The following is a 12,415-nucleotide window of genomic DNA, read 5'->3' as shown; positions in this document are numbered from 1 at the left end:
CCATGTCCCGCATCCAACTCGCCCTGCGCGTCGCCGACCTCGAAGGCTCCATCACCTTCTACTCCAGGCTCTTCGGCACCGAACCCGCCAAGCGCCGCCCCGGCTACGCCAACTTCGCCATCGCCGAGCCGCCGCTCAAGCTCGTTCTCATCGAGGGCGAGAGCGACCAGGACACCCGCCTGGACCACCTCGGCATCGAGGTCGCCTCCACCGACGAGGTCACCGCCACCACCCGCCTCCGGGAAGCCGGCCTGGCCACCTTCGAGGAGAACCACACGTCCTGCTGCTACGCCCTCCAGGACAAGGTCTGGGTCCACGGCCCCGGCCGGGAGCCCTGGGAGGTCTACGTCGTCAAGGCCGACGCCGACACCCCCGCCAAGCCCGCCGACACCCCGGCGGCCTGCTGCGCCCATCGGTCACGTCCATGAGTCGCGCCTCACGACGCACCCACCACCCCGTCGCACGGTTGTGCAGATCCCGTGATCCGGATGGATGCGGGAACAGGTGTTCTGACGAGTAGTGCCATACTCCTGGGCGCAACACCTCGGCGTCCGTTCCTCGACGCCGGGTCAGTACACAGGGGGACTTGAAAATTCATGTCATCAACTCGTAGGGCCGGGCGCACCGTCCGGGCCGCCGTCGGCGCGTCCGCGCTCACTCTCGCTCTGCTCGCCACCTCGGCCTGCGGTCCGGACAACAGCCCGGACGCCACCGCGGCCACCGGAGCGGCCAAGAACGGTGTCGACCTGGGGCTGCCCGCCAACCTCGCCGACCTCAAGAAGTGGAGCTTCGAGGACTGGGAGAAGTGGGCGAACGACTACGCCCTCCCGGCCGTCGCCAAGGGTTACTGGACGCTGGAGAAGATCCTCGACGCCAAGCCGGACGATCCGGTCCTGCCGCCCGCCCCGCAGCCCACCGGCCAGCCCAACACCCAGGCGCCGGCGCCGCAGCCGACCACCACCAAGGCCCCGGCCCCGCAGCCGACCGGCCAGCCCAACACCCAGGCACCGGCCCCGCAGCCGACCACCACCAAGGCCCCGGCGCCGCAGCCGACGGCCACGCAGAACCAGCCCACCCAGCCTCCGGCGCCCAAGCCGACGCCCACCCAGGCCCAGCCCACCCAGGCCCCGCCCACCCAGGCGCCGGCGCCGCAGCCGACGCCCACCCAGGCCCCGCCCACCCAGGCGCCGAACGACAACGGCAACGACCCGCTGCCCAACACCATCAACGCGCAGCCCGTGCCGCACCCGTACGCCAAGAACATGGCCGTCAACGGGAAGATCCTCTACTCGAACCCCGGCGAAGCGAAGCCCCAGAACGGCGAGCCGTACACGCACTCGTGCTCCGGGACCGTGGTCGTCGACCCGGCCCACCCCGGGAAGAGCAACCTGGTGTGGACCGCCGGCCACTGCGTCCACCAGGGCAAGGGCGGCACGTACTACAGCAACATCACCTTCTTCCCCGGTTTCAACACCAGCGGGGCCTTCAGCAACGGCAAGAACGCGGACGTGTCACAGACCGCGCCGTACGGCATGTGGGACGCGGTGAACTACGTCACCTCCCCGACCTGGAAGGTCGACGGAGGCGCGCACGAGGCCACCAAGGCCTCCCAGGACGACTTCGCGATCATCCGGGTCAAGCCCGAGAACGACACCGGGAAGTCCCTGGAGGAGACGGTCGGCGGCGCGCTGCCCCTCTGGTTCAACGCTCCTCGTGACCAGCTGATCCTCAGCGCCCACGGCTACCCGTCCAACCCGCCGTTCGACGGCCGGGAGATGGAGCAGTGCGACGGTGGCAAGCCGACCCGCTGGTCGATGGACCCGGCCCGGCCGCCGATGCTCGTCATCGGCTGCACCATGACGGGCGGTTCCAGCGGTGGCGGCTGGACGGTCGTGAAGGACGGCAAGCCCACCCTGGTCAGCAACGTCTCTCTCGTCTCCTACGCGCAGACGGGGAGCAAGTTCTCCATGGGCCCGTACCTCGACGACGTGGCCGCCTCCGCGTACAACTTCATCTCCAAGAAGGGCTGACGCGGCACCGGCACCTCCACCGACCCGCACCTCCACGGACCGGCCCCACCGCGCTGCGCGGTGGGGCCGGTTCCGCATCCCGCCGCTACGCGCCCGGGGGCTGTCCAGCCGGGACGCACCACCGCTCGCCGAGGCGCCGAAAACCCTTGGACAGACCGGCGACTCCCCTGATGGGATGGTGCACGAACCTTGGGCGAGGGGGTGGGCGTGGAGATCGGTGCCGGGTTGGTGCGCAGGCTGCTGGCGGGGCGGTTCCCGGAGTGGGCGGGGCTGTCCTTGCAGCGGGTGGAGCCGGGCGGGTCTGATCATGTGATCTTCCGGCTGGGCGAGGAGCTGTCCGTTCGGCTACCCCGGGGGGACTGGGCCGCCGGGCAGGCCGCCAAGGAGTACACCTGGCTGCCGAGGCTGGCGCCGGAGCTGCCCCTGGCGATACCGGTCCCGGTGGCCGTCGGGGAGCCGGCGGCGGGGTATCCGTGGCACTGGTCGGTCGCGCGCTGGCTGGACGGAGCGGTCCCGGCGGCCGACCCACCCAACGGTCTCGCCGCACCCAGCGGTCTCGACGCACTCGCCGATCTCGACGACGCCGCACGGCAGTTGGCCGGCTTCCTGACCGCCCTGCAAGGGATCCCGCCGGAGGAGTCGCTGGCGCCCGGGGAGCACAACGGGTTCCTCGGGGCCCCGCTCGCCGAGCGGGACGCCGGCACCCGGGCCGACATCGACGCCGTCAAGGGCGAGTTCGACGCCGGAGCGCTGACCGCCCTGTGGGACGCCGCCCTCGCGGCACCCGGCTGGGACAAGCCCCCGGTGTGGTTCCACGGGGACCTGCACACCGGCAATCTGCTGGCCCGCGACGGGCGGCTGTCGGCGGTGATCGACTTCGGCGGGCTGGGTGTCGGCGATCCGGCCTGCGACCTGGTGATCGCCTGGACGCTGCTGACCGCCGACACCCGGCGGACGTTCCGCGCCGCGCTGGGGGTGGACGACGCCACCTGGCTGCGCGGGCGGGGCTGGGCGCTCACCACCGGGCTGAACGCCCACGCCACGTACGCGGCGACCAGCCCCCGCATCGCGGCGAACACCCGTCGGCAGATCACCGCGGCGCTGGAAGGGAGTTGACCGCCCAGCCCCTACTCGAAGCTCAGCCCTTGCCCGAGCCGGCCGACCCACCCGAGCCGGTCGACCCTCCCTTGCCCCCTGACCCGTTCGCGTCGCCCGGCTGCACGACGCAGGCCGTGTTGGCGAGCATCGAGCCGAAGCCGCCGAGCAGGGTGCCGACCACCGACCTACAGGCGGCGGCCTCCTGGGGCGTCTTGGGGCCGTCGGCGGCGGCGGGCTGGGCGAGGGCGAGCGGGGCGGCGAGCAGCAGAGCGCAGCACGCCGCCCCGAGGGCGGACTTCTTCCACACGGACAGGGAGCGAACGGACAGGGAGCGAACGGACACGGGAACCCCTTCGGAGTGAGGTGGGATCGGCGGAGAGCCGAGCCATCCCTATCCGAAGGGGTTCAGGTGTTCACGGATCCTGGGCCATCCGTGAGCGTGTCCGCATCAGGCGGCCGTCACGCGGCCTCCGTCCGGTCGGTGCGCTCCAGGGCCCGGATCGCCGCGACCAGTTCGCCCACGCCGTGCTCCTTCAGCACGCCGTAGTGGTCCCCGGCCAGGTCGACCGTGGTGGGCGGGGCGGCGGAGTAACCCGTCCTGCCCTCGATGAACGAGTAGTCGTCCCCGGCGGCCTTGAAGACGGTGACCGGTGCGTCCAGTCGCCGCTCGGCCAGCTCGCGGAAGCTGTACTCGAACTCGTAGGTCTCGCCGACGATCCGGGTGATCCGGCGGATCAACTCCTCGTCCAGCTGGGGCAGCAGCCGGTGGATCGAGGCGACGAAGTCGTCCTCGTCCGCCGTCTCGATCAGGCAGCGCTCCAGCTCGGGCCCGCTGATCGCGCCGGCGAACACCGAGAAGAGGATGGTCACGTACGCCGGGTTGGCGTACGAGGCCTCGCGCCCCCACCGCCGGCCGTCGGCCTGCCGGACCTCCGGGTTGCCGGGGCAGATCAGCAGCAGGTTCTCCACCTGCTGCCCGGCCTGCTCCAGCTGCCAGGCCGCCTCGAAGGCGACCCGGGCGCCGAAGGAGTAGCCCCACAGCGTGTACGGGCCCTCGGGCTGGATCCGCCGCAGTTCGGCGACGTCGGCCGCGGCCATCTCACGGATGGTCGGGTACGGCGTCTCGCCCGGGTTGATGCCGTGCGCCTGGATCCCATAGAACGCGCGGCCGTCGGCGGCCTCCCGGCCGAGCAGGCGCAGGTTCATCGGGTAGCCGCCCAGGCCGGGCCAGCAGAACACCGGGCGCTCGCCGGCACCGGGGTGCAGCGGGACCAGCCGCGAGCCGGGCTCGGCGACACCGCCGTCACCGGTCTCCGCCCGCTCGATGCGCGCGGCCAGGTCGGCCAGCTTCGGGCGCTCGAAGACCACCTGGAGCGGCAGCGCGATCCCGAACTCCCGGTTGATCCGGTTGACCAGCGCCACCGCGACCAGCGAGTTTCCGCCGACGGCGAAGAACTCGTCCGCCACCGAGACGTCCTCGTACTTCAGCGCCTGTCCCCACGCCTCGGCCAGCCACCGCTCGTGCCGGGTGGACGGGGCGACGTACTCGCTGCGGACCTCGGCCGTGCGGACGGCGTCGGAGGCGGCGAGGGCCTTGAGGTCGACCTTGCCGTTCGCGGTGAGCGGCAGCGAGTCCAGCACCAGCACCCGGTTGGGCAGCATGTAGTCGGGCAGCAGGTTGGCCAGTTCGTCCTTGATGATCTCGGCCGGTCCCTTCATGTGCACGGTGTCCTCGTGCATGCCCTCGCTGTGGATCTGCTCCTCGCTCACCCGGCCGCCGAGGAAGAAGTACGACGGGCCGGTGGCGAGGCCGTGCGCGGCGAGGATCGCGTCGAAGCGGCGTGCGGCGGGCAGCGGGTGGCCGGACTTGGAGCTGTAGCCGGAGGACATGAAGCCCAAGCCCAGGCCGTTGCGCTGTAGGTGGTGCAGCTTGGTGCCCAGCACGATGTACTCCAGCCACTCCCCTCCGGCCGGCCCGGCCCCGGCCACAGCCCCCGCGCGGCTGACGGCGGTGATCCCGAAGGAGGCCCGGGCGTAGACGGCCTGGTTGATCGCGATCACGTGCCGGGACTCCACCACCTCCGCCGAGACGGGCGCCAACTCGCCGTCGACGTACCGGTAGAGGCCGGCCGGCAGGCCGTCCACCCGGTCCCCGTGGGCCTGGACGTACAGCTCCGTCGGGTCCGCGTGCGGCCGGCCCGCGTTGCGGCCGATCACGAAGCTGCCCAGGTAGTGGTCCTCCTCGGCGACGTCCAGCCGCTCCTTGACGGCCGGGTGGAAGCCGAGCGGCCGCACGTCCAGCCCGTACTCGGGCAGCACCTCCTCGAAGACGCCGAGCATGTGGCCGGTCTCGAACTCCAGCACCTCCTGGATGTTGTTGCTGTAGACGGGCGCGATGGCAGCGGTCCTGCCGCTGAAGTGCAGCGTCAGGTACGCCTCCGCGCGCTCCTCGGCCGGTCCGATCCGGACCAGGGCGTGCTCGACCGGGTGGTAGTAGTACAGACCGGCCGCGAGCCCGTCCAGGCCGCCGGTCTCCAGGTACAGCTGGGTGGCGTACAGGGCGCCGGGCGAGGCGTAGGCATACTTGGGCAGCAGCCGCTCCTCGCTGTGGAACTGGCCGAACCAGCGGAGGATGCGGCCCAGTTCGGGGAAGGTCAGCAGCGCCAGGTCTCGGCCGAACGGGGCGGCCGGGCGCGGGGCGAGCAGTGCGGTGAGGTCGTCCCGGGTGACCGGGCCGCCGTCGTAGAAGCGGTAGGTCTTGCGGGCGAAGGTCTCCCGACGCTGGGTCTCGCTCTCGCGCCGGCCGGGCAGTTCGACCCGCTCACGGCCGGTCAGGTCGTCGGCGTCGCGCAGACCCGGATCGGAGAGCTGGGCCTTGACCTGGAGCCGGCTGGCCTTGGACTGGTGGTGGCCGCCGTGGTTGCCCTGGTCCATCAACGCGGCCTCGCGCGGGTTGAGTTCGACGCAGGCGACCAGGTTCTGGTGGCCGGTGCGGTCGTCCGCGGCGACGACGGCGGCCGCGCGGCGGACCCAGGTGTGCTCCTCGATCGCGCGGGCGATCTCGTCCAGCTCGACCCGGTAGCCGCGCAGCTTGACCTGGTTGTCGACGCGGCCGGCGAACTGGATGGTGCCGTCGGCGTTCCAGTGCGCCAGGTCGCCGGTGCGGTACAGCCGCTCGGTCGGCGCGAACGGGGACGGCACGAACCGCTCCTCGGTCAGCTCCGGCCGGTGCAGGTAGCCGCGGGCCAGCTGGACGCCGCCGATGAACAGCTCGCCGACGGCGCCGAGGCCGACCGGCGCCCGTTCCTCGTCCAGGATGAAGCACTGGGTGTTGTCGACCGGGCGGCCGATCGGGACGGCACCGGCGCCGTCGCCGATCACCGCCGGGTCGACCAGGTGCGCGGTCGCGTTGATGGTGCACTCGGTCGGGCCGTACAGGTTGACCAGCGAGGCCTGCGGCAGCGCGCCGCCGAGGCTGCGGGCCAGGCGCAGCGAGAGCGCCTCGCCGCCGGAGAAGAGCCTGGTCAGGCTGGTGCAGTCGGTAAAGCCCTCGGTGTCGAGCAGCGCCTGGAGCAGGGTCGGGACGCACTGCAGCGCGGTCACGCCGTACCGGCGGACGGTGGCGACCAGCGCCTCCGGGTCGCGGTAGAGGCCGGGCGAGCCGGCCACCACGCGGGCGCCGACGGCCGGGGCGAGGATCTCCCACTGGGCGGCGTCGAAGCTCATCGGGGTCTTCTGCAGCACGGTGACGTCCGGGTCCAGGTGGCCCTCGGTGAGCATCCAGCGCAGCTGGGAGACCACGGCGCGGTGCTCGATCATGACGCCCTTGGGGCGGCCGGTGCTGCCGGAGGTGTAGATCACGTAGGCCAGCGACGCCGGCTTCGGCCCGTCGTCGGCGGGGGCCTCCGGCCGGTCCTCGGCCGATGCGCCCCTGACCGGCGCGCCCTCGGCCGGTACATCCCCGACCGGCGCGTCCTCGAAGGTCACCACCGCGGTGCCGGGCGGGGCCAGCGCCGTCAGCCGCTCCCGCAGGTGCTGCTGGGTGACGACGACCCGGGTGCCGCTGTCCTCGATCATGTAGCGCAGCCGGTCCTCGGGGTACTCCGGGGAGAGCGGCAGGTAGCCGGCCCCCGCGTAGAGGACGCCCCAGGCCCCGGCCACCAGCTCCACCGAGGGCTCGACGAACAGGCCGACGCAGCCGTCCGGGCCGGCGCCGCGGCGGCGCAGCTCGGCGGCCAGCCGGCGGGCGTCCGCGGCCAGCTCCAGGAAGGTGAGGTTGCGGCTCTCCCCCAGCACGGCCGGGGACGCCGGGTGGGTGCGCACCTGGCGGTCGAGCAGGCCGGTGAGTGCGACGCCGACCGGGGCGCGGCGGGCGTGCGGGAGGGCGGGGGCGGGCTGCGCGGACGGGGCGGACACAGTGGCCCGGTCGGACTGGTCGGACTGGTCGGGCTGGTTGACCTGATCGGACTGGTTGGACTGGGCGGACGGGGTGATTCGCATGGGAGAAGCCTTTGGTGCGTCGACATACGGTCGCCGGGCTCCCGCTCTCCAGGAGCGCCGGGCATGACCACCACGTTCGGCCGCCCGTTGTCCCGACCGCCTGAGGCACCGGTCTGGACCTGCGCCGAAGCCCGTCCCGGCCGAGCACCCCACCGGTCCCGGTTCCGGGCCCGACCGGTCCCGGTCGAGCGCCCCGCGTCCGTCCCGATCCGGCACCCCACCCGCCCCTGCCGTCCGCCGGAACCGCCCCAGTCATTCGTGCGTTCACGATCACGTAACCGGCCGGAAGCGCGGTGTCGATAGCGTCGGCCCCATGACGGCACCCCGCACTCGCCCCGAACGGCTCTGGCACCGACCCTTCCGCAGGTCGGACCGCAGGTGCGCGGCGCCCGAGGGCCAGGCCACCCGGCTGCCCGCGCTCACCGGCGGCCCGTACCGGATCGCCCGCCCGCACCCGGCGACCGTCCGCCCGCAGGCCCCCGCCGTCCGCCCGCCGGCCCCGGCCGCACCGGTCGTCGACGTCCCGTCCCGGCTGTCCCTGCCGGACGGGACCGAGCTGGTGCTGCGCACGGCCGGGCCCGCCGACAAGGCGGCGGCGCTGGCGCTGCACCACCGCTGCTCCCCCGCCTCGCTGCGGATGCGCTACCACGGGCCGGTCCGCGACGCCGATCGCTACCTGGACCACCTGCTGGACGCCCGGCACGGCCACAGCCTCGCCGTGACGGCCGCCGACGGGCGGGTCCTCGCCCTGGGGCACCTGATGTGGGACGACGGCGAGGCCGAGCTGGCGGTGCTGGTCGAGGACGCCTGGCAGCGGCACGGGCTCGGGCTGGCCCTGCTGCGCCGACTGACCGCGGCGGCCCGGGCGGCCGGGGTCGGCACGGTGTACGCAGTGACGCAGGCCTCCAACACGGGGCTGATCGCCGCGATGCGCCGGCTGGCGGCGCCGCTGGAGTTCCGCGCCGAGGACGGCACCCTGGTGATCACCGCGACCCTGACGGCCGGAGAGGCCTGCACCCAGCCGATCCGCTGATCATTTCTTCACCACATCCTTACCTGGGAACCGGCGGGGCCCGTCGGAACGTCCCGGACGGTGAAGGGCTGTCCGTACACCGCCCTCCTTGACGGAGCATCAGCGGCCTCTCCGGCCGCGTCGCAGCAGGCGGCATGGGGTCCGGAGCGTCGAGCCGGGCGTCGGAGTCGGTAGGCTGGCCCCGTCCCCGCCGCCCGACGGCCCGTTATCCGGCCACCGGGTGGTGCCGCAGCAAGGAGGAACCACTGAGCATGGCAGGCACCGAATCGGAGCCCACAGGCGCACGCGACGCCTCGCTGCCGGCCCGCGCCAAGATCGCGGTCACGGCCGGCCGGGTCGCCGCCGCCGTGTCGCGCAAGGCCGGACGCGGAAGCGGCTCGGTGATCGGCGGCAAGGTCGCCCTCAAGCTCGACCCCGACCTGCTCGCCACCCTCGCCGACCACCTCGACGTGGTGCTGGTCAGCGCCACCAACGGCAAGACCACCACCACCCGCCTGATCGCCGAGGCGCTGCGCGCCGCCGGCCCGGTGGTCTCCAACGCCCTGGGCGCCAACATGCCGGCCGGCATCACCTCGGCCCTGGCCGGCGGCTCGGACGCCCGCTTCGGCGTGATCGAGGTCGACGAGAAGTACCTGGCGACGGTCGCCCGCGACACCCGCCCCAAGGCGATCGCCCTGCTCAACCTCTCCCGCGACCAGCTCGACCGCGCCGCCGAGACCCGGATGATGGCCGAGAAGTGGCGCGAGGGCCTCCAGGACACCGAGGCCGTGGTCATCGCCAACGCCGACGACCCGCTGGTGACCTGGGCCGCCTCCTCCTGCAAGAAGGTGGTCTGGGTGGCCGCCGGACAGGCCTGGAAGGAGGACGCCTGGTCCTGCCCCGCCTGCGGCGGCGTGATGCAGCGCCCCGGCGACGACTGGTTCTGCCAGGACTGCGGCTTCCGGCGCCCCAACCCGCACTGGGCGCTCCAGGGCACCCACGTGATCGACCCGCAGCGCGGCGCCTGGCCGATCCAGCTCCAGCTGCCCGGCCGCGCCAACCTGGCCAACGCCACCACCTCGGCCGCCGTCGCCGCCGTGTTCGGGGTCTCCCCGCAGGTCGCGCTGGAGCGGATGCGTTCGGTGACGGCGGTGGCCGGCCGCTACGACGTCGTCCAGTACCAGGGCCGGGACATCCGGCTGCTGCTGGCCAAGAACCCGGCCGGCTGGCTGGAGACCTTCACCCTGATCGACGGCCCGCCCGCCCCGGTGATCCTCTCCGTCAACGCGCTCGACGCCGACGGCACCGACACCTCCTGGCTGTGGGACGTCGACTACGAGCGGCTCGCCGGCCACCCGGTGTTCGTGATGGGCCAGCGCAAGCTGGACCTGGCCGTCCGCCTGGAGGTCGCAGGACTGCAGTTCCACGTGGTGGACACGCTGGAGCAGGCCGTCCGGATGGCCCCGCCCGGCCGGATCGAGGCCATCGCCAACTACACCGCCTTCCAGCAGCTGCGGAAGGCCGTGGCCGGCTGATGCCGCGCCCGCACCTCCATCTGATCGTGACGGAAGGCCTTCGAGGATGAGTGAGAGCAGCCTGCGCGTGGTCTGGGTCTACCCGGACCTGCTGAGCACCTACGGCGACCGGGGCAACGCCCTGGTCGTGGAGCGCCGGGCCCGCCAGCGCCATCTCAACGTGACCCGGATCGACGTCCGCTCCGACCAGGCGATCCCCACCAGCGGTGACATCTACCTGATCGGCGGCGGCGAGGACCGCCCGCAGCGCCTGGCCGCCGAGCGGCTGCGCGCCGACACCGGTCTGGTCCGGGCCGCCGAGAACGGTGCGATCATCTTCGCGGTGTGCGCCGGGTACCAGATCATCGGCCACGAGTTCATCAACGACCTCGGCGAGCGCGAGCCGGGCCTGGGCCTGCTCGACGTCTGGTCCACCCGCGGCGAGGGCGAGCGCTGCGTCGGCGACGTCCTCGCCGACGTCGACCCGCGGCTCGGCCTGCCCCCGCTGACCGGGTTCGAGAACCACCAGGGCGTCACCCACCTCGGCCAGGGCGTCTCGCCGCTGGCCACCGTCACCGCCGGCCAGGGCAACGGCACCGGGGACGGCACCGAGGGCGCCTGGCGGGACACCGTGTTCGGCACCTACCTGCACGGCCCGGTGCTGGCCCGCAACCCCGCCGTCGCGGACATGCTGATCAAGCTGGCGCTGGACGTCAACGCCCTGCCGCCGGCCGACACCACCTGGTACGACGCGTTGCGCGCCGAGCGCATCGCCGCCACGACGCGCCCCGCCTAGTACGCCCCCGGCCCCTCCGCGCTCCCGCCGGGTGCCCGCGATGCGGTCACCCGGTCCGCGGACGGGCCGGGACGTACCAGAATGGGGCTGCCGGCTGCACACCCTCCTCGGCAGCAGGCTGCAATTCCGCGCGGGGGCGCCGACGGCGCCGCTCCCGCGTCGGCTCCTGCCCGGCCGGACGCAGGCGCCGTATGCTCGACTACACGGCCGGTTTCGGACGTTCTGTCCGGATCGGCCGGTCCTTCACCCCGCGGCCACCTCCCCGCCATCGCGGTGTGGGAACACCCCGCTACGGTGACGGCTCGTCGTCCCAGCCTGTAGTCCGGCCGTTCCTCGGTTCTGCTCGGGAGTTGCAAAGCTAATGCGTATCGGAGTGCTGACCAGCGGCGGTGACTGCCCCGGCCTGAACGCCGTGATCCGGTCCGTGGTCCACCGGGGGGTGGTCGACCACGGCGACGAGATCATCGGTTTCCAGGACGGCTGGCGCGGTCTTCTGGAGGGCGTCCACCGGCCGCTCACCCTCGACTCGGTGAGCGGCATCCTCGCCCAGGGCGGCACGATCCTCGGCTCGTCCCGGGTGCAGCCCAGCCACCTGCGGGACGGCGTCGAGCGCGCCAAGCGGCTCTGTGCCGACCTCGGCATCGACGCGGTCATCCCGATCGGCGGCGAGGGCACCCTGAAGGCCGCCAAGCTGATGAGCGACGCGGGCCTGCCGGTCGTCGGCGTGCCGAAGACCATCGACAACGACATCGCCGCCACCGACGTGACCTTCGGCTTCGACACCGCCGTCTCGGTCGCCACCGAGGCGCTGGACCGGCTGAAGACCACCGCCGAGTCCCACCAGCGGGTCATGGTCGTCGAGGTCATGGGCCGGCACACCGGCTGGATCGCGCTCAACGCGGGCATGGCGGCCGGCGCGCACGCCATCGTCGTCCCCGAGCGGCCGTTCCACATCGAGAAGCTCACCGCCGTCGTCCGCGAACGCTTCGACCGGCAGAAGAAGTTCGCCATCGTGGTCTGCGCCGAGGGCGCCAAGCCCGAGCCCGGCACCATGCACTGGGAGGAGGGCACCAAGGACATCTACGGCCACGAGCGGTTCACCGGCATCGCCACCCAGCTCTCCCGCGAGCTGGAGCACCGGCTCGGCAAGGAGGCCCGCCCGGTCATCCTCGGCCACACCCAGCGCGGCGGCACCCCGACCGCCTACGACCGGGTGCTCGCCACCCGCTTCGGCTGGCACGCCGTCGAGGCCGTCCACAAGGGCGCGTTCGGGCACATCACCGCGCTGCAGGGCACCAACATCAACCTGGTGCCACTGGCCGAGGCTGTCGCCGAGCTGAAGACCGTCCCGCAGGAGCGCTACCTGGAGGCCGAGACGGTCCTCTGACCGCTCTCCGCCCCCTCTCCGCCCCCTCGGCACCCCTCCCGGAAGCCCCCGGCCCACGCGGCCGGGGGCTTCCGTGCG

At 73.0% G+C, this 12,415-nt stretch carries 9 protein-coding genes and 1 pseudogene; 7 read left to right on the top strand and 3 right to left on the bottom strand.

Annotated elements, in window-relative coordinates:
• Positions 1 to 2: 2 nt before the first annotated feature.
• The 3 genes from ABTY15_RS30295 to ABTY15_RS30285 all read left to right on the top strand — a co-directional run bounded on the left by ABTY15_RS30295 (position 3) and on the right by ABTY15_RS30285 (position 3,146).
• A complete protein-coding gene (locus tag ABTY15_RS30295; RefSeq protein ID WP_350602263.1) occupies positions 3 to 428 on the top strand; it encodes an ArsI/CadI family heavy metal resistance metalloenzyme in 426 nt (141 codons plus the stop codon).
• Between the two features lie 168 nt (positions 429 to 596).
• Positions 597 to 2,030: a trypsin-like serine peptidase gene (locus tag ABTY15_RS30290; protein WP_350602262.1), complete on the top strand. Its 1,434-nt coding sequence runs from the start codon at positions 597 to 599 to the stop codon at positions 2,028 to 2,030.
• A gap of 207 nt (positions 2,031 to 2,237) precedes the next feature.
• Positions 2,238 to 3,146 carry an aminoglycoside phosphotransferase family protein gene (locus tag ABTY15_RS30285; protein ID WP_350602260.1) on the top strand — a complete coding sequence of 303 codons (909 nt, stop codon included), beginning with the start codon at positions 2,238 to 2,240 and terminating at the stop codon, positions 3,144 to 3,146.
• A 22-nt stretch (positions 3,147 to 3,168) separates the two neighbouring features.
• On the opposite strand, the gene ABTY15_RS30280 is transcribed toward ABTY15_RS30285, so the two are convergent.
• The 3 genes and pseudogenes from ABTY15_RS30280 to ABTY15_RS39875 all read right to left on the bottom strand — a co-directional run.
• On the bottom strand, positions 3,169 to 3,435 hold the full coding sequence (locus ABTY15_RS30280; protein ID WP_350602257.1) for a hypothetical protein: 267 nt from the start codon (positions 3,433 to 3,435) through the stop codon (positions 3,169 to 3,171).
• A gap of 152 nt (positions 3,436 to 3,587) precedes the next feature.
• The gene (locus ABTY15_RS39880) at positions 3,588 to 4,790 is read right to left on the bottom strand and encodes a thioesterase domain-containing protein (RefSeq protein WP_502893630.1); all 1,203 of its coding nucleotides are present in this window, start codon (positions 4,788 to 4,790) and stop codon (positions 3,588 to 3,590) included.
• A gap of 1,413 nt (positions 4,791 to 6,203) precedes the next feature.
• A pseudogene (locus ABTY15_RS39875) lies at positions 6,204 to 7,628 on the bottom strand (amino acid adenylation domain-containing protein); the annotation flags it as partial.
• A gap of 313 nt (positions 7,629 to 7,941) precedes the next feature.
• Here ABTY15_RS39875 and ABTY15_RS30270 point away from each other — a divergent pair.
• From ABTY15_RS30270 to ABTY15_RS30255, 4 genes are all read left to right on the top strand, one after another.
• Positions 7,942 to 8,661, top strand: a complete 720-nt coding sequence (locus ABTY15_RS30270) for a GNAT family N-acetyltransferase (protein WP_350602255.1) — start codon at positions 7,942 to 7,944, stop codon at positions 8,659 to 8,661.
• A gap of 251 nt (positions 8,662 to 8,912) precedes the next feature.
• Positions 8,913 to 10,175 (top strand): MurT ligase domain-containing protein, encoded by a 1,263-nt coding sequence (locus tag ABTY15_RS30265; RefSeq protein WP_350602252.1) that lies wholly within the window; start codon positions 8,913 to 8,915, stop codon positions 10,173 to 10,175.
• A 46-nt stretch (positions 10,176 to 10,221) separates the two neighbouring features.
• Positions 10,222 to 10,950, top strand: coding sequence for a type 1 glutamine amidotransferase (locus tag ABTY15_RS30260; protein WP_350602251.1), 729 nt, complete (start codon positions 10,222 to 10,224; stop codon positions 10,948 to 10,950).
• A gap of 361 nt (positions 10,951 to 11,311) precedes the next feature.
• Positions 11,312 to 12,337, top strand: a complete 1,026-nt coding sequence (locus tag ABTY15_RS30255; RefSeq protein WP_350602250.1) for a 6-phosphofructokinase — start codon at positions 11,312 to 11,314, stop codon at positions 12,335 to 12,337.
• Positions 12,338 to 12,415 lie beyond the last annotated feature (78 nt).

This window comes from Kitasatospora sp. NPDC097643, from assembly GCF_040302625.1.
GTDB lineage: Bacteria > Actinomycetota > Actinomycetes > Streptomycetales > Streptomycetaceae > Kitasatospora.
Note: the sequence above shows the minus strand (reverse complement) of the source record. Positions and strands in the feature narration are given on the sequence as shown.

Bases quoted from the DNA above. Each gene is read 5' to 3' on its own strand.
- ABTY15_RS30260 (WP_350602251.1), top strand. From the start codon at position 10,222: ATGAGTGAGAGCAGCCTGCGCGTGGTCTGGGTCTACCCGGACCTGCTG.
- ABTY15_RS30255 (WP_350602250.1), top strand. From the start codon at position 11,312: ATGCGTATCGGAGTGCTGACCAGCGGCGGTGACTGCCCCGGCCTGAAC.
- ABTY15_RS30265 (WP_350602252.1), top strand. From the start codon at position 8,913: ATGGCAGGCACCGAATCGGAGCCCACAGGCGCACGCGACGCCTCGCTG.
- ABTY15_RS39880 (WP_502893630.1), bottom strand. From the start codon at position 4,790: ATGCTGCCCAACCGGGTGCTGGTGCTGGACTCGCTGCCGCTCACCGCG.
- ABTY15_RS30290 (WP_350602262.1), top strand. From the start codon at position 597: ATGTCATCAACTCGTAGGGCCGGGCGCACCGTCCGGGCCGCCGTCGGC.
- ABTY15_RS30270 (WP_350602255.1), top strand. From the start codon at position 7,942: ATGACGGCACCCCGCACTCGCCCCGAACGGCTCTGGCACCGACCCTTC.
- ABTY15_RS30295 (WP_350602263.1), top strand. From the start codon at position 3: ATGTCCCGCATCCAACTCGCCCTGCGCGTCGCCGACCTCGAAGGCTCC.